The organism is Aeromonas allosaccharophila, from assembly GCF_000819685.1.
GTDB classification, from domain to species: domain Bacteria; phylum Pseudomonadota; class Gammaproteobacteria; order Enterobacterales; family Aeromonadaceae; genus Aeromonas; species Aeromonas allosaccharophila.
Map to the genome: position 1 here is coordinate 50732 of NZ_CDBR01000113.1, position 17368 is coordinate 68099.

At 59.7% G+C, this 17368-nt stretch carries 15 protein-coding genes; 3 read left to right on the forward strand and 12 right to left on the reverse strand.

Annotated features, from left to right (window positions below; all coding sequences use genetic code 11):
- Positions 1–66: 66 nt before the first annotated feature.
- Genes BN1115_RS20285 through BN1115_RS20305 form a run of 5 tightly spaced genes read right to left on the reverse strand, consistent with a single transcriptional unit; the run spans position 67 to position 4415 of the window.
- Positions 67–699: a tetratricopeptide repeat protein gene (locus tag BN1115_RS20285; protein WP_042658594.1), complete on the reverse strand. Its 633-nt coding sequence runs from the start codon at positions 697–699 to the stop codon at positions 67–69.
- A 1-nt stretch (position 700) separates the two neighbouring features.
- The gene (locus BN1115_RS20290; RefSeq protein WP_042658595.1) at positions 701–1570 is read right to left on the reverse strand and encodes an SDR family oxidoreductase; all 870 of its coding nucleotides are present in this window, start codon (positions 1568–1570) and stop codon (positions 701–703) included.
- A 42-nt stretch (positions 1571–1612) separates the two neighbouring features.
- Positions 1613–2266, reverse strand: a complete 654-nt coding sequence (locus BN1115_RS20295; protein WP_042658596.1) for an iron-containing redox enzyme family protein — start codon at positions 2264–2266, stop codon at positions 1613–1615.
- The gene (locus tag BN1115_RS20300; protein WP_042658597.1) at positions 2263–3759 is read right to left on the reverse strand and encodes an AMP-dependent synthetase/ligase; all 1497 of its coding nucleotides are present in this window, start codon (positions 3757–3759) and stop codon (positions 2263–2265) included. Before BN1115_RS20300 ends, BN1115_RS20295 begins: the two co-directional genes overlap by 4 nt.
- Positions 3756–4415 (reverse strand): thermostable hemolysin, encoded by a 660-nt coding sequence (locus tag BN1115_RS20305; protein WP_042658598.1) that lies wholly within the window; start codon positions 4413–4415, stop codon positions 3756–3758. The genes BN1115_RS20300 and BN1115_RS20305 overlap by 4 nt, the downstream gene beginning before the upstream one ends.
- A gap of 144 nt (positions 4416–4559) precedes the next feature.
- Between BN1115_RS20305 and BN1115_RS20310 the strand changes: the two genes are divergently transcribed.
- From BN1115_RS20310 to BN1115_RS20320, 3 genes are all read left to right on the forward strand, one after another.
- Entirely contained in the window at positions 4560–5201 is a 642-nt protein-coding gene (locus tag BN1115_RS20310; RefSeq protein WP_042658599.1) for a class I SAM-dependent methyltransferase, read from the forward strand.
- A gap of 72 nt (positions 5202–5273) precedes the next feature.
- Complete coding sequence (locus BN1115_RS20315) at positions 5274–6500, forward strand: winged helix-turn-helix domain-containing protein (RefSeq protein ID WP_042658600.1); 1227 nt, start codon at positions 5274–5276, stop codon at positions 6498–6500.
- A gap of 91 nt (positions 6501–6591) precedes the next feature.
- On the forward strand, positions 6592–7341 hold the full coding sequence (locus tag BN1115_RS20320; protein ID WP_128821605.1) for a substrate-binding periplasmic protein: 750 nt from the start codon (positions 6592–6594) through the stop codon (positions 7339–7341).
- 137 nt (positions 7342–7478) lie between these two features.
- On the opposite strand, the gene frdD is transcribed toward BN1115_RS20320, so the two are convergent.
- From frdD to mscM, 7 genes are all read right to left on the reverse strand, one after another.
- Positions 7479–7835, reverse strand: coding sequence for a fumarate reductase subunit FrdD (frdD, locus tag BN1115_RS20325; protein WP_042063914.1), 357 nt, complete (start codon positions 7833–7835; stop codon positions 7479–7481).
- A 10-nt stretch (positions 7836–7845) separates the two neighbouring features.
- A complete protein-coding gene (locus BN1115_RS20330) occupies positions 7846–8244 on the reverse strand; it encodes a fumarate reductase subunit C (RefSeq protein WP_042063913.1) in 399 nt (132 codons plus the stop codon).
- Between the two features lie 16 nt (positions 8245–8260).
- Entirely contained in the window at positions 8261–8995 is a 735-nt protein-coding gene (locus BN1115_RS20335; protein ID WP_042063912.1) for a succinate dehydrogenase/fumarate reductase iron-sulfur subunit, read from the reverse strand.
- Positions 8988–10772, reverse strand: coding sequence for a fumarate reductase (quinol) flavoprotein subunit (gene frdA / locus BN1115_RS20340; RefSeq protein WP_042063911.1), 1785 nt, complete (start codon positions 10770–10772; stop codon positions 8988–8990). Before frdA ends, BN1115_RS20335 begins: the two co-directional genes overlap by 8 nt.
- 509 nt (positions 10773–11281) lie before the next feature.
- Positions 11282–13159 (reverse strand): methyl-accepting chemotaxis protein, encoded by a 1878-nt coding sequence (locus BN1115_RS20345; RefSeq protein WP_042658602.1) that lies wholly within the window; start codon positions 13157–13159, stop codon positions 11282–11284.
- 151 nt (positions 13160–13310) lie between these two features.
- Entirely contained in the window at positions 13311–13994 is a 684-nt protein-coding gene (locus tag BN1115_RS20350; RefSeq protein WP_042658603.1) for a glycerophosphodiester phosphodiesterase, read from the reverse strand.
- 24 nt (positions 13995–14018) lie between these two features.
- Positions 14019–17300 carry a miniconductance mechanosensitive channel MscM gene (mscM, locus tag BN1115_RS20355; protein ID WP_042658604.1) on the reverse strand — a complete coding sequence of 1094 codons (3282 nt, stop codon included), beginning with the start codon at positions 17298–17300 and terminating at the stop codon, positions 14019–14021.
- Positions 17301–17368 lie beyond the last annotated feature (68 nt).

A 17368-nucleotide genomic window follows, 5' to 3' on the forward strand; every position in this document is an offset into this window, starting at 1 on the left:
CAACGCTGCCCACCAGTATGCAAGCTGGTGGACAGAGTTTAAATAGATCTTTGATCCATCAGGGATTTATAGCTTGGCCAGTTTTTCGCGGATCTCCATCCTGCGCCCTTCATCGGCCACTTCGCGGCCCGGGCGAGCCGGGGCGGTCAGCGCCTTGTCGAGGTAGGTTTTGGCCTCGGCCTTGCGACCCTGATCCAGCAGGAAATCGCCATAGAAGAAGTTGGGGTCGATGCCATCCGGATTGATGGCCAGCGCCTGCTTGAGCAGTTGCTCCGCCTTCTCGTCATCGCCAAAGCCGACCGGCCAGCCGGGCACCTGATAGTAGAGAGAGCCCAAACTGGTGTAGGCAGAGCCATCCAGCGCCTTGGGATCCTGCTTGAGCGCCAGCTCCAGCTTGGCTTTGGCCTCTTTCACCAGACCCAGTGCCCCCAGCCCCCCTTTGGCCCCTGCCCAGGTGCTCTTGACGATGGCAGACCAGATCAGCAGATCGGCGCGAAAAGGCTCCTTGGCGCTGGCCGCTTCGGCCTGAGTGCTCAGGGTTTCGAGACAGCTCTCTTTCGCCTTGCCGCTCTGTTGATACTGGCAGACCGCCCACTGCTGCTGGATGGGCGCGAGGGCATCATCCGCGGCCATGACCGAGGTGGAACCCAGCAGGATGGCGATGGCACAAGAGGTCACGGAGTGACGGACAAAATTCATATTAATGCTCCTTCTTGGTCGGGATCGGGCGGGACAAGTCTGGTTGTGGCGCACTGTTGGCGCTGGTATCAGTCGTCCTTGGCTGAAGATGACGGGCATAACGTTTGATAATTGGCAGCTGTCTGGCCAGCGCCTTGTCGACAATGCCCGGCAGCAGGGCATTGAGCCGCACGAACAGTTTTTCCGGCCAGCCGAGCCAGCTGCGGCGGGTTTCGTTGCACAGGGCGATGACGGCCTCTTCGGCCACCTCCTGCGGGCTGTCGGTTTGGGTGCCGAGCGCCGCATTCATCTCGTAGGCGGCCTCGGAGTTGAGCTTGGTACGGGTGGCGCGGGGGGCAAAGTGCAGCACCTTGATGCCGCTGCCCTCCAGCTCCCGTCCCAGCGCCTCGCTAAAGCCGCGCATGGCAAATTTGCTGGCGCAGTAGACGCTGTAACCGGGGTAGCCGATGCTGCCCAGGCTCGACCCCATGTTCATGATGATCCCCGGTTTGCGCAATCTGGGCAGCAGTAGCCGGGTGAGCTGGATCGGTGCCTCGATATTGAGCAGCAGCTGGCGCTCCACCTGTTCGAAGCTCTGATCTTCCAACCAGGCAAACTGGTTGCAGCCGGCGTTGTTGATCAGGATGTCGAGCCCGTTCTCCAGCGCCGGGTGTTGCAACAGCTTGGCCCGCTCCTGCGCAGAGCCGAGGTCGGCGAGCACCACCTGATGTCGCTCGGGATGTGGCAGTGACTTGCACAGCCGCTCCAGTGCCGGACCGCGACGTCCGTGCAGCAGCAGGTGGGCACCCTGGGCCGCCAGCTCCTGCGCCAGCTCTTCACCTATGCCACCGCTGGCGCCGGTGAGCAGCACGAGTTTCCCTTCAAGATTCATGGTGTGGGTTCCCTTTTTGCTGTCTGCTGATCCGCTGCCGACTTACGGGGTGGCGGTGAGGTTGTAGAGCATCTCGCCATAGAGGCGGTAGACCACCTTGGTCGAGTGAATGATGGCGGCTTGATCCGCCGGACTTTCGACCCGATCCATCAGGGATTCAAAGAACTTGAGGTGTTCCTGATCCAGGGTGCCGTGGGAGCTCAGGTAGCTCATCGCTTGCGGTGGCAGGCCGAGACCCTTTTTCAGCTGGTCGGCAACGGTCAGCGCGATGGCCACGCTGGTGCCTTCCAGTACCTGCACCATGCCGAAGAAGCCCATGGGGTTGCCGCGCTGGATCTGGTCGTAAAGGAAGGCCACCATCAGCTCGATGGGCAGCCCCGGCTGGCCGTGGCGCACCGCCTCGGCATCGCCGCCACAGGCGCGGATGTCGTTGAGGATCCACTCCTGATGGCCATACTCCTCGTCGATGTACTCGGCAATGGCGCCGCGCACCCACTCGTACTCCTGACCCAGCTTGCCGCCGGTTGCCATCAGCAACGGAATAGTCTGGCGCACGTGATAGTAAGCCTGCGCCAGAAAGGCGAGATAGGTGTCACGGCTGATGTCGCCACGGCGGCAGGCTTCGATGATGGGGGCGTTGAACAGATGCTCACGCTCCTCGGCAGTGGCTTGTTGCAGAGTCTGATAAAAGCTCATGACGATTCTCCGGTAAGGCATTGGCTAATTTGTTGGGAAAAGTGTTGGTAAATCTCGTTGCGACGGGGACGCCCGTTGGCGGTCAGCAGCCCGGGATGTTGATCCAGCGCCACCGGTAACCAGTGGTGCAGCCGGGCATAATCGGGCAGCCGTTGGTTCAGACCGGCGATCTGGCGTGGCAGATCCGCCTCTTTTCCCGGCAGGGGCTGGATCAGCGCCACGTTGGCGGGCTGACCGTCGCCAAAGACCACGATGCGGGCGATGGCGGGGCAGAGCTGGGCCTCGGCTTCCACCCACTCCGGTGAGAAGTTGCGGCCAAAAGCGGTGATCTGGACATTCTTCTTGCGCCCGGTGATATGGAGGTAGCCCTCATCATCCAGATGACCCAGATCGCCAGTGGCGATCTGCATGGCAGAAGGTTCGCCAGCGGCAATCTGCTCGGGAGTCGGTTCGTTGTTGCCGAGATAGCCCAGCATGGCGCTGCCGCTCACCATAATTTCGCCATCGCTGGCGATGGTGACCTGACAGTGGGGCAGGGGGCGGCCCACGCTGCCAGGCTTGTCAGCATCCGGACTGTTGAGCGCCACCACGGAGCCACACTCCGAGAGGCCATACCCCTCATACACTGGCAGGCCGAGCTGGCGGGCATGTTTGATCAGGTCGGGGGCCACCTTGCCGCCACCGACGGCAATAAAGCGCAGGTTCTTGAGCTGTTGGGCCAGCGTCGGTGTGCTGGTGCAGAGTGCCAGCAGCAGGCGCAGCAGCTCGGGCACCAGCACCAGACTGTGGGTCGGCCAGCGCAGCAGCGCCTCCCCCAGCATGGCCCCATTGAGCGAGCTGGAGCCGGTGAAGCCGAGCTCACCGAGGGATGGAATACGGCTGCAGGCGCCGGTCAGCAGCGGCACATAGAGGCCGGTGATGTTCTCAAGCAGGGTCGCCAGCGGCAGCAGGGTCAGGTGTTTTTCCACCTTGGCTGGCGCGACCCGCTCGGCCAGCGCATGGCTCACCGCCATCATCTGGCTCAGTGACAGGCAGACCCCCTTGGGCTGGCCCGTGGTGCCGGAGGTGTAGGTGATCTTGGCGGTGCCCTTGGGCAGCGCCGCTCGATTGGTCGGGGTATGGCGCCACAGCGGCAGCTCGCCGGTGATCAGCGAGAGCGGTTCGGCGGCATGCCACCCCTGATGATGTGGGCCGACCAGCGCATCGGCACCGCTGCTCTCCAGCAACCAGACCTGCTGGGCCTGACTGAAGAAGTGGGGCACCGGGATGACTACGATCCCTGCTTTGGTACAGGCCAGATCCAGCAGCGCCCAGGGCAGGCCGTTGTCCAGTTGCAGCGCCAGACGGCTGATGTCGAGCTGTTGCAACTGGTTGGCCAGACGCTGGATCTGTTGCCACAGGGTCTGGTAATCGAGGCGCTGCTGGCTGCTCAGCAGCGCAGGCGATTGCGGATTATCGCGGGCATGTTTGGCGATGGCGTCGAACAGGCTCATTGGGCGCACCTTTTCTCACTGGTCAGGGTTGCATCGGTAAAAAGCACTGGCATGGGGGCCAGCAGATTGAGCAGCAGGCTGCTCTGGGCCAGCACCTCGCGCCCCTGATTGATGTCACCCACCATCACCTTGGGTTGGCAACGGTAGTACTCACCCCAGGCATCGGCGTCGGCACCCACCTGATGGGCCTGTGCGGGGGCCAGCTCCACCGGATTGAGTTGCAGACGGGCAAAGCTGTTGCGCAGCTTGGCGGTGCCGGTAAAGACCACGTAGTCGAGGGCGTTTTCACACAGCATGCGGCAGAGGGAGGCAAACATCAGGCGGGCATTGCCCGGTTCGCTGCAGGCCAGATTGCCCACTTCGATAATGCGGTTGCGTGCCGGATAGACCCCGAGGCGGGTGTTGATGGCGGCCTCGATGGGTTGCTCCAGATACTGTTCCAGATAGAGAGGCCCCTCACTGGCATGATTGAGACCACAGGCACCGACCAGCGTCCCGTCCGCCCGATAGAGCCCCAGCAGGCAGGGGAGAAAATGGGGGATACGGGCGTTGAACTCGAGGGTATAGGCGGCCTGGATATAGCTTTGCAGCGCCATGACCTGCTGCGGGGACTCGGCCAGGATCAACCTGTAGGGGGCTTGGATCTCGATGGTCATGGGTGACTCCTTCTCTTGCGATGGTTTGAGAGTAAAAGCCCAAACTTAAGAAACCCTTAAGCAGCAAAAAAAGTTGTCAGCGACGCGACGGGCAGGCAATCTGCGCCGCTGTTATCCAACAGGAAGCACCCAAGAGGAACCGCCATGTCATCCAGTGTCTGCTGCCCCCTGTGCGCCAGCCATCGCAGTTATCCCCTGCCGGTGGCAGGCAAGCGCTATCATCGCTGCCTCGCGTGCGAGCTGGTCTGGCTGGACGAGGCGGATCATCTGGATGAGGTGGCCGAAAAGGCGGTTTATGACGGTCACGACAACCGGGTGGATGATCCCCGTTATCGCACTTTTCTGATGCGGGCCTTTGGCGAGGTGTTGAGTCGGGTGCCAACCCCTGCCAGTGGTCTCGATTTTGGCTGTGGCCCGGGCCCTGCGCTGGTGGCGATGGGGCGCGAGGCGGGTTACCAGATGGCGGGTTACGACAAGTTCTATGCCGATTTTCCCGAATTGTTGGCGCGTCAGTATGACTTCATCACCAGCACCGAAGTGATCGAGCATATCGCCGAGCCGCGTGCCGTGCTGGAGCAGTTGTGGGCCTGCCTCAAACCCGGTGGCCTGCTGGTGTTGCAGACCCAGCGGGTGCTCGGTGACGAGCGGTTTAAAAACTGGCGCTATCGCCACGACCCGACTCACATCGTCTTCTTTGCCGAGGCATCGTTTCAGGTGCTGGCCGCCAGCTGGCAGGCCGAGCTCAGCTTCCCCCACGCCGATGTGGCGGTTATCACCAAACCTTGAACAGGGTGTATTCATTTGATCATGGATTGGGCATGCTGATCGCCTGACTTCTGGAACGGATGCCCTGTTTTCATGTCCATACCCCACCTCTCACTGCAGGATGCCCGTCATCTGCAACTGGCGGCGCAGGGGCTGCTCGCTCCCCGTCGCAGCAAGGCGACCCCGGCCGATCTGCTGGCCACCATTCGCCGCATGGCTTTGCTGCAGATTGATACCATCTCGGTGGTGGCGCGTAGCCCCTATCTGGTGCTGTTCAGTCGGCTTGGCCAGTACGAACCGCGCTGGTTGGAGCAGTTGCTGGTCGACGGCGAGATCTTCGAATACTGGGCTCACGAGGCCTGCTTTGTGCCCCGGGAGGATTACCGATTGCTGCGCCACCGGATGCTCGATCCCGCCGCCATGGGCTGGAAGTTTTCAGCCAACTGGCTCGCCACCCATCAGCAGGAGATTGGCCAGCTGATCGAGCGCATTCGTCAGCATGGTCCGGTGCGGGCGGCTGACTTTGAACGCACAACCGGCAAGGGGAACGGCTGGTGGGACTGGAAGCCGGAGAAGCGCCATCTGGAGGTACTCTTTACCACAGGTCAGCTGATGGTGCGGGAGCGGCGCAACTTTCAGCGGGTCTATGATCTCGCCGAACGGGTCATCCCCGAGTGGAGCGACCAGAGGGATCTGCCAAGCGTCGAGCAGGCGCAGCGGGACATGGTGCGCGCCAGCTGCCGGGCGCTGGGGCTGGTCAAAACCGGCTGGGTGGCGGACTACTACCGGCTGCGGCGCGGCAAATACGACGTCCTGCTCCATCAGCTGGCGGACGAGGGGGAGCTGTTGCCGGTACGGGTGGAGGGGTGGCAGCACGGTGCCTTCGTGCATGCCTCGCTGGCTGATGAGCTGGCAAGGGCGCAGGCGGGCACCCTCAAGGCGACCCATATCACCGCCTTGTCGCCGTTCGACCCGCTGGTGTGGGATCGCAAACGGGCCAGTGAACTGTTCAACTTCGACTATCGCATCGAGTGCTATACCCCGGCCCCCAAGCGTCAGTACGGCTACTTCGTGTTGCCCTTGCTCCATCGCGGCAAGCTGGTGGGCAGAATGGATGCCAAGGCTCATCGCCAGCAGGGGATCTTCGAGATCAAGAGCCTCTATCTGGAAGCGGGGGTTAGAGTGACCCGCACCCTTGCACAGGATCTGGCGAAAGCCCTGCAAAAGTTGGCCGAGTGGCACCAGACGCCGCAGCTTCGTTGTGGTGTCATTCCGGCCAATTTGCTGGCGTTGTGGCATGAAAGCGTCTCTGCAAAGTGAGCACTATCCCTTCTGGACTAAGCTGCAAGAGGGATAAACAGTTCGGGAGCGGGAGATGAAACGAGCGGAAACATGGTGGGCGGGATTGGCGATGGCCATCTTGTCCCCCGCGCTATGGGGGCAAGAGCCGCCAGTGAAGATCTGTCTGGGGGAGGGCAACGAGTGGGCCCCCTTTACCTATTGGGAGCGCAAGGACGGCGTGCCGGATATCAGCCGCCTGACCGGCTCAGCCACTACGCTGGTGCTCGATGCGCTGCAACAGAGCGGGCTCTCGCACCAGATCCGCTATCTGCCCTGGGCGCGGGTTCAGCAGGAGTTGGCGGACTATCGCCAGAACGGTCTGTGCGAGCTGACCTGGGATGCCAGCTACAAGCCGGAGCGGGCCGAGTTTGCCTTCTACAGCGTGCCGCTCTATTACACCCACCTCGGTTTCTTCTATCTCAAGCGCCGCTTTCCCGAGACGCCGGACTTGCAGACGGTCAACCGCTCCCGGGTGTGCGGGGTGATTGGTTACAACTACACCCCCTATGGGCTGGCGCAAGAGCCACGCCGGGTCAAGCAGTTGCAGCAGGCGCTGGACATGATGGGGCGGGATCGCTGCGACTTTTTGCCGAGTGAAATCGAACCGCTGGTGAGTGGTATCAGCCTTGGCATCTACCGCAGCGAGAGCGGGTTGCTCAACCTCGCCCTGCCCAGCCGCAAGGGATTCTATCTGCTGGTGAGCAAGGGCTCCCCCCGCGCCCATGAGCTGGTGAATACCCTCAATCAGGCACTGGTGGCGTTTCAGGAAGGAGGGCATGGGGATGAGGTGATGCGCCGCTTCTTGCCACCGATGGAGTAACCACGAAGTGCTGCAATCCGTCTGTGGGTGCAGATGAACGGAGGGCTAGCCGGTGCAAACCGGCTGGCCCTTTTGGTTAATCAGGGACAATAAAAAACCGGGCACGAGGCCCGGTTTGGTCAATCAGTCAGATGTGATTACTGGAGTACCAGCACCATCAGCAGGCCGACGGTAATGGCAGATACCAGGAAGGCAAAGCCATAGAACACATAGTGGTGCAGCTTGGTGGTGTGGATCCCAAGATCGTGCAGACCGTGGTAGATACGGTGCATGCCGTGCCAGATTGGCAGGGCGATGATCACCAGCAGGATGCAGGCACCCCACCAGGAGCTGGCGAACGCGTGCACGCGGTCATAGCTCATGGCTTCCACGTCCATGATACCCATGGGTACCAGTAGACCGGTGATGAGGACAATGACCGGCAGCAGCATGGCAACGACCATGCCACCCGCACCAAACAGACCCCAGTAAATTGGTTCGTCAGAACGTCTCATTGATTTCTCCTCAGGCCACGATGATCAGGACAAGCAGGGACACCACCGCCAGCGCCACATACTGGGCGAGAACGATCGGCTTCTCCGGTACCAGGTCTTCACCACGGAAGATACGCATGGCTTTCGGCGCCAGGGCGAACCAGGTTTTGGCATGGAACAGGCACGCCGCCAGTGCGATGACATGGAACAGGATGGCGATCGGGCTTTGCAGGGATTCCAGCCAGCCGTTGAACGCTTCCTGACCCTGAACCAGACGCATCAGACCCCACATCAGCACAACGGCGTAGATGGAGACGAAGATACTGGTGCCTTCACGGATCATGTAACCGGTGTAGAAGGCGTTCTTCAGCCACCAGTCTTTCTTCATTTCGCGGACGTAAGGCTTACGTTTGCTATTGGTGTTGTTCATGGTCTCATTCCTGATCTCAATCTGGCTTGAACATGGCGATCATGTAGTCCTTGGCGCTCTCGACCTTGCCAAGCTGGATGGCTGCGGCCGGATCCACGCCTTTCGGGCACACTTCGGAGCAGTAGCCCACGAAGGTACAACCCCAGACACCTTCGTCCTGGCTGATGATCTTCATCCGCTCTTTGGACGCGCTGTCGCGGTTGTCGGCGTTGTAGCGATAGGCCAGAGCCAGTGCCGCCGGACCGGTGAACTTCTTGTTGATGCCATACTGCGGGCAGGCTGCGTAGCACAGACCACAGTTGATGCACATGGAGAACTGGTGATACTTCGCCATGTCAGCCGGAGTCTGGGTGTACTCGCCATCGCACAGGCTGCGCGGTTCGCTCGGGATGATGTAGGGCTTGATGCTCTCCAACTTCTCGATGAAATCGGACATATCGACGACCAGGTCACGCTCAATCGGGAAGTTGTTGAGCGGTTCAATGGTCATCTTGCCTGGCAGATAGTCACGCAGGAAGGTTTTGCAACCCAGCTTGGGTACGCCATTGACCATCATGCCGCAGGAGCCGCAGATCGCCATCCGGCAGGACCAGCGGAAGCTCAGGGTAGAGTCCAGGTGATCCTTGATGTACTGCAGCGCATCCAGCAGGGACATCTCTTTGAGGTAAGGCACCTGGAAGGTTTGCATCCAGGGCTCGTTATCCTGCTCCGGACGGTAGCGCAGGATTTCAATTTCGATCATCTCAGCCATTCTTCTTAGCCTCGTCTTGTTTCTCACCCTCGGAACCGTACACACGTTTTGCCGGTTGGGATTTAGTGATCTTCACATCGGAGTAATCGATGGTCGGGGCCCCTTCCGGTGCATAGAAGGAGAGAGTGTGCTTGAGGAAGTTCACGTCATCACGCTCCTCATAACCGTCCAGACGCTGGTGGGAACCACGAGACTCTTTACGGTTGATGGCGGAGTGAGCCATGGCTTCGGCCACGTCCAGCATGTAGCCCAGTTCGATGGCGTACAGCAGATCGGTGTTGAAGACAGAGGACTTGTCGTTGATCTTGATCTTCTTGTAACGGGCTTTGAGCTCGTTGATCTTGTCGATGGTGCCCTGCATCAGCTCTTCGGTACGGTAGATACCAACGCCAGCTTCCATGGACATGCCAAGTTCGTTGCGGATGTCGGCTGGGTTTTCGGTCCCGTCGATATCCATCAGCGAGAGGTGCTGCTTGATCAACTGCTCGGCCTTGGCGACCAGCGCTTCGGTGTTGCCGTGCTGCTGGGTTGCAGCGAATTCGGCTGCCTGTTCACCGGCCACCTTGCCGAATACCACGATCTCGGACAGGGAGTTGGAACCCAGACGGTTGGCACCGTGCAGACCGACGGAGGCACACTCGCCAGCGGCGTAGAGGCCTGGCATGCGGGTTGCGCACTTGCCGTCAGTTTCGATACCACCCATGGTGTAGTGGGCAGTCGGACGTACCGGGATCGGCTCCTTGACCGGATCCACACCCACGTAGGCCTTGGCCAGTTCGCAGATGAAAGGCAGACGCTCTTTCAGGTACTTCTCGCCGAGGTGGCGCAGGTCGAGGTGAACCACGTCGCCCATCGGGCCCTGGATCACGCGGCCTTTCTGCTGCTCTTGCCAGAATGCCTGGGAGAGACGGTCACGGGGACCCAGCTCCATGTGTTTGTTCTTCGGCTGGCCAACCGGGGTTTCCGGGCCCAAGCCGTAGTCTTGCAGGTAGCGGTAGCCATCCTTGTTGAGCAGGATGCCACCCTCACCACGACAACCTTCGGTCATCAGGATGCCGGTGCCCGGCAGACCGGTCGGGTGATACTGGACGAACTCCATATCACGCAGCGGTACGCCGTGACGGTAGGCCAGCGCCATGCCGTCACCGGTGACGATGCCACCGTTGGTGTTGTAGCGGTAAACGCGACCGGCACCGCCAGTCGCCAGCACCACGGATTTGGCCTGGATAAAGCGGGTGATACCGTTCTGGATATCGAAGGTCAGTACGCCCTGAACGCGACCATCTTCCACGATCAGATCCAGACAGAAGTGCTCATCGTAGCGCTTGATGGTCGGATACTTGATGGAGGTCTGGAACAGGGTGTGCAGAATGTGGAAACCGGATTTATCTGCGGCGAACCAAGTGCGCGGGATCTTCATCCCGCCGAAACGGCGGACGTTGGCCTTGCCATCCGGCTTGCGGCTCCAGGGGCAACCCCAGTGCTCCAGCTGGATCATTTCGTTGGTGGCGTTGTTGACGAAGTATTCGACTACGTCCTGCTCACACAACCAGTCACCACCGGAGACGGTGTCATTGAAGTGGTTTTCGAGGGAGTCGTCATCACGGACGACGCCTGCGGCGCCACCTTCGGCGGCCACGGTATGGCTGCGCATCGGATAGACCTTGGAAATCAGGGCGATTTCCAGCTCCGGGTGGGCTTCTGCAATGGCGATTGCGGCACGCAGGCCACCACCACCGGCACCGATGATGGCAACATCGGTCTTGATAATATCCACATCTGCCTCCTTAGGGATAGATTTGCTGGGCACGATTTTGCTCTATGAAAAAAATTCAGGCTTGATGCAAGTCAAACTGCTAGGTTTTATTCCATTTTTATTGGTTATTTTTCTATAAAACACCCAAATCCCTGGATGAAAATGTCGTTATTATCGCCATTTTTTGGTGTTACTGAGCAGTTGAACACCTTGCTACGCATACTTTAACTTCTGGATTGTACGTAGTTTTCTTTCAATAAAATGCGAATCACCTCTCTTTTTAGGTACTCACGAAAAAAATTTTAAGTTTTTTATTGTAATTTTTTAATGAGAATTATTGGCATTTATTTATTTGGATAAAAATAAATAATCCGAATTGCGGCGACTGCTGCGGAGATGATTGGATAAATCCAGATGAATCACAAGGATTTAAGTGCCGGGGATTTGGCGGGTAATATGAGATTAATCACTGAAAATTAAGCGCTATTTAGAAAAATAAAAGGGGCCTGTACGGCCCCTTTTACTCATGCTCAAATGCGGAACATGCCGACCTGATTGCTCAGTTCACCCGAAATATTTTTAAGTTGTTCAGAGAGATGGCGCGAACTGTCTGCATCCACAGCCAGTTCGTCCGAGACATCTTTGACCGCCTGAATGTTGCGGCTTACCTCGTCGGTGACGGCTCGCTGCTCTTCGGCTGCGCTGGAGATCTGGGTCGCCATGTCGGAGATCTGGTTGATCGAGGTGGTGATCTGCTCCAGCGCATGGGTGGCGTTGTTGGCGTCATCCACGCTGTTCTGGGCCAGCTGCTGGCCTTCGTGCATGGTGCTGACCGCGCCCTGGGTATTGCGCTGCAGGGTTTCGATCATGCTGCGGATCTCGACAGTCGAGCTGTGGGTGCGCTGTGACAAGACGCGTACTTCATCGGCCACCACCGCAAAGCCACGGCCCTGTTCACCGGCCCGCGCCGCTTCGATGGCGGCGTTGAGCGCCAGCAGGTTGGTCTGCTCGGCGATGCCCTGAATGGTGGAGAGGATGGTGTTGATCTCCTGGGCGTTCTTCTCCAGTTCCTGAATGATGTTGGAGGCCTGCTCCACCTGGGTGGCCAGATCGGTGATGGAGCGCTGGTTGCGGGCGATCACCTGTTTGCCATGCTCGCAACTGCTGGAGGAGCTGCGGGCTGCTTCGGCGGTCTGCTCGGCGTTGCTGGCAACCTCGACCGCGGTGGCGGACATCTCGTGCACTGCAGTGGCGATCTGGGAGATCTCGTTTTGCTGGCGTGCCAGCCCCTGATTGGCCTTCTCCGCCATGCTGTGGGAGGACTTGGCCTGCTGGTTGAGTTGGCCGGAGGAGTTGGAGATATCCTGCACCATCACATGGATCCGGTCGATGAAGGTATTGACGTGTTTGGCAACCGCGCCCACTTCATCTTCACGCTCGATCTTGATGCGGCGGGTCAAATCGCCGTTGCCACGGGAGAGATCGGCAATCGCCTCGCCCAAGGTTTTCAGGGGGGCCAGCGAGCCGTTGATGGCGACATAGGAGAAGCCAGCCACGATCAGTATGGTAATGAGCCCCTGAATGAGGGATGAGGTGACCATGCTGCGTACCGATTGGTAGGCGGTTTCCTCATCCACCATCATGCCGTAATACCAGTTGGTATTGGGGATCGCGTTGAAGTCAAAGACCTCTTTCTTGCCGCTGATTATTAGCTCGTTGATCATGCCGTCATGGGCGATCTGGTTGATATAGGATGCGGTCAACTCAGGGGCCAGCGAGGTGGCGGGTTTCAGGCTCATGGAGGCATCGGGGTGCGCGATGATGGTGCCGTTGCTGTCGACCAGCATGGCGTAAGTGCCCTCGCTGGTGACTGCCAGAATGTCCGAGATAAGGGCGCTGATAGAGACGTCTCCGGCGATGACCCCCTGGGTGTTACCACGCTGGAACGGCTCGGCGATGGTGACGATCAGTTGGCCGGTGGAGATATCGGCATAGGGCGCGGTGATGACCAGCTTGCCTGCTGCCATCGCATCCTTGTACCAGGGACGTTGACGGGGATCATAACCGGCAGGCAGGTTGGTGGGTTTACTCTGGATCATCTTGCCGTCTGCGGTGCCGGCATAGACTAGGTCGAAGCCACCGGCATTCATGGATTGGGCCAGATGACTGATGGGCTCATCTTCTTTGGTGAATGCTTCCTTGGTGGTGCTGACCATGCTGATACGGGAGTCGACCCAGCGGGAGATCCCCTTGACGTTGGCCATCGAGCTCTCGTCGATGATGTTCCAGACCAGTCGCTGGGTCTCGCTGCGCAGTTGTGAGGTGTTGTACCAGACCTGCAGGCCGGTGATCACCAGAATGATGATACCTATAGCCAGGACCAGCTTGTTTTTAATGGATAAGTTCATAATTACATCCTTGTGAGCGTCAGTCTGAGTGTTGGAAACTAGTTATTGTTATGAGCCTGTTCTTATCGGCCGAAATTGAACTCTTTGTATCCCGGTCAGCTATTTAAAGTTAGTGCCTAAATCAGTGGTTATCCATATGTGTATCGCGCCCTTATGGCGCCAGAAAACGATCCGGCCGATTGGTAAAGATTCCATCGACCCCCATTCTGGCGAGCGTTTCGTAATCCTCAGGGTAATCAACGGTATAAACCAGCACCCTTAACCCGTGGCGATGGGCATCTTCAACCAGCGTCGGGTCAACGAAATCCACGTCGCAGTTGAGTGACCAGGCTCCCAGCTCGTCGGCAAACAGCGCCAGGTTGAGCGGCAGGTTGGCGGTCAGGGCGCCGAGCCGGATATCGGGCCGCAAGGCGGCAAAGCGGGCCAGCTCCGGGTGATGGAAGGAAGAAACCACCCACTGGCAGGGAGTAAAGCCAAGCTCGGCTTCTGCCCGTCGGGTCAGGGTTGCCACCGCGTCGGCGGTATGGGCGCCCTTGAGCTCGATATGCAACTCGCAGCGTCCGGCGATGATCTCCATCACCTGCCACAGGGTCGGGATCAGCTCTCCCTCACCGGCATCGAGCTGCTCCAGATAGGAGCGCGATTGCTCGGTTAACACCCCCTTGCCGTTGGTGCAGCGCTCCAGCCGCCGGTCGTGAAAGACCCACAACTCGCCATCGGCCGCCTGTACGTCGATCTCGATGGCTGGCGCTCCCAGCTCCAGCGCCTTGGCCATCGCCTTGAGGGTGTTCTCCGGTGCCAGACCGCTGGCGCCACGGTGGGCAATAATCTGCATGTTCTGCTCCTTTTACCTCGCGGGTCAGCCGCGGCTCAGGTGAATGTCGATCTGTTGATGGGGCAGGGTAAGTCCCCGCTGCTGCATCTTCTCCAGCACCAGCGAGTGAACCTCGTGAGTGATGGGCATCCGGTGATCCATGTTGTTGACGTAGAGGCGGATCTCGTAGATCAGCGCCGAGTCGGTAAATTCGATCAGGAACACCTCGGGCGTCGGCGTCTCCAGCACCAGGGTTGATGCCTGGATGGACTCTTCCAGAATGCGCTGTACCAGTTTCGGATCCCGGGTCAGGCCGATCCGGATCCGCAGTTTGACCCGGGTGATGGCATCGGAGAGCGACCAGTTAATGAACTGCTCGGTGATGAAGGCCTTGTTGGGCACGATGATCTCCTTGCGATCCCAATCCACTATGGTGGTCGCCCGGGTTTTGATCTTGGTGACCGTGCCGGTGAGATCGCGGATGGTGACGGTATCACCGAGCCGGATCGGCTTTTCAAACAGGATGATGAGGCCGGAGACAAAGTTGGCGAAGATCTCCTGCAGACCGAAACCCAGCCCCACCGAGAGGGCGGCGACCAGCCATTGGGTCTTCGACCAGTCGATGCCAAGCATGGAGAAGCCGGTGAGGGCGCCGATCAGGATCACCAGATACTTGCTGGTGGTGGTGAGTGCAAAGCCGGTACCCGGGGAGAGGCTGAGGTGTTGCAACAGGGTCAGCTCCATCAGCCCCGGCAGGTTGCGGGCAGTCACCACGGTCAGGATGAAGACGAAGGCGGTCAGCATCAGATCCTGCAAGGTGATCGCCGAGAGCTGCTCGATGCCGCCAATCTTGCTGCTCACCTGCCACACCTCGATATTGCTGAGGAAGCTGAAGGCTGAGTTGAGATCCGACCATTGCACCACCACCAGCATGGTGAAGCCCAGCATCAGCAGGGTGCGCACCAGCCCCAGCGACTGGGCGCTGATGGTATCGAGATCCAGCTCGGTCTCTTCCACCACATCGGGGATCTCCGAACTCAGCTCCTCCTGATTGTCGTCACGACCACGCTGGGCCAGGATTTCGGCCCGTTTGCTCTTGGCGCGCTCGAAGGCGAGACGGCGACGCTGGATCAGCATCCAGCGTCTGGCCAGATAGTAGACCAACAGGCAGCCCAGCCCCATCAGCAGGCTCAGCTCCAGCTGGCGCAACAGGATGCGCGAGGTGTAGAAGTAGCCAAACAGGGCACCGATCACCGCCAGCAGTGGTGCCAGCATCAGGCTGTTCCAGATGAAGTGGTGCAGCAGGTGGGGCTTGGTCATGTCGATCTGGCCCCAGGTGAGCGGTAGCCGCTCCCGGTTGAGGCGGGCGAAGAAAAGGAGCAGCCAGAGGGCGCCGATCATGAAGGCCATCCGGCCGAGGGAGTCGTAGAAGGCGTGTTCCTGATAGCTGTTGGCCATCCCCTGTACGAAGAAACTCGGGATCAGCACCAGCAGCAGGGTGCGAAACTGGTTCCAAACCTGCTGCACCCGCTCTCTCGGCCAGCGGAAGTGGTGGATCAGGATCCCTTTCTCCAGGGTCAGATGGCGGGCCATCACCAGCGCCAGCAGCAGAAACCAGATCTCGCCAAGGCCACGCGCTACCGCCACCGCAAACGGGTATTGCCAGGCCCCTTCGAGCAGGCCGCGCACCATCAGCACCATGGCGGGCAAGGGGAGCGAGGCGAGCAGGGAGCGCAGCAGCAAGCGGCTGGTGAGGCTGAATTTGTCCTGGGTCACCTTGCCGATCCGCGGTGCAATATGGTCGCAATACTGGTTCAGGTGACGGGCCAGTTTGAACCAGCTCCAGGCCAGCACCAGCAGACCAATACCGGCCAGAGTGAGGCTCAGCGGGTTGTTCTCGGCGATGGCATAGGGCAATTGCAGCCAGTTGTCCGGGTTGAAGGCCAGCGTCAGCGCGGCGGGAATACCGAGCATCACCTGTGGGGTAAAGGGGCGCACATCCGGCATCCAGAACAGGTGACTGGCACTGATCTCGCGGATCTCGTCGATCTTGCTGTTCTGGCGGCTGTAGAGCAGCTTGAGCCGGGTCTGCTCCTGGATCAGGGTATCGGAGGCGTCGTTGAGCCGGGTCAGCAGCTGGCGACGGGCCTTGAGCAGGTTGTCGAGCACCGACAATTGCGGGCGATCCAGCGTAACCTCCTCTTCGGCCAGCAGCTTGTCGCGCAACAGACGGGTATCCTTGAGGCCATCCTGCTCGCTCTCGTACTGGTACTTGGCCATGCGGGCGTTGACGATGGCGGACTCCAGCTTGTCGAGGGGGAACAGGGGGGGCAGATCGGAGAGTTTGCTGCGCAGGTTTTCGCCGTAGGCGTTGCTGATCTGCAGCCACTCCAGCTGTTCGCGCACCGAGTTGACCAGCTCATTCAGTTCAAACAGATTCTTGTCGACGCTGCGTTGCTCGTCCTGCACCCGCTCAATCTGATCCTCCAGCGTGCCGAGCTGGATCGAGAGCGCCTGATTCTGCTGTTGCTGTTCCAGCAGCAGCGGCATGTCGGTGGTGAGCTGTTTGCGCAGCCGCTCGCTCTCCTCCAGTGCCTGCTCGGTCTTCTCCCGCCGCAGCTGGTTCTGCTGGGTCAGCAGGCTGGCTTGCCACTCATCCTCGTCGGCGATGGCCAGATTGAGCTCCTGCAGCTTCAGTTTGCCGAGATCGTTGCGTTGCTGGGCCGAGAGCTGCTCCAGCTCCAGCATCTGGATCCGGTCGGAGAGACTCTGCTCCTTCATTCTGGTCAGCAGCAGCTGGGCCTCCTGCTGGCGATCCGATTCGCTGCTGAAGCTCAGCCGCTCCAGCTGGCTGCGGGTCAGTTGCAGCTGTTTGCGCAGATCATCCACTCGCAGGTGATACTCCTGTCCGGTGCTCTCCAGCTGGTTGAGGCTGTCCATCACCCCCTGCCGCTCCTTGCGCAGGTTGAGCTGGCGGTTGCTGCTCAGGCCAATGGCCTGACGCAGTGCCTCCTCCTTGAGGCTCGTCAGCGGCGGGCGATCGGCGGGCTGATAGTTGTGCAGGCTCTCCTTGAGGCGCGCCGACTCCTTGGGGTAATCGATGAGGATCTGCTGATAGGCCTTGCTCTGCTCCCGGTAGCGCTCGGCCTCTCTGGCAAATTGCAGCGCTTGCTGGTAACTCTCCCGCAGTTTCTGGTTTTCCGGGGTGTCGCTCTTGGGCACGCTCTGTAGCAATGCTTCGATTTGGTCAATGGCATCGTCGGCGCGCACGGCTGGCGGCAACAAGATAAGGGAGAGCAGCAAGAGGGTGAGCAGGCGTTGCAACATGAGGCTCGTTTCCGTTCAGAAGAGGTGGCCCTAGCCTAAAACAGGGCAGGGAGGCGGGTAAAGCAGTC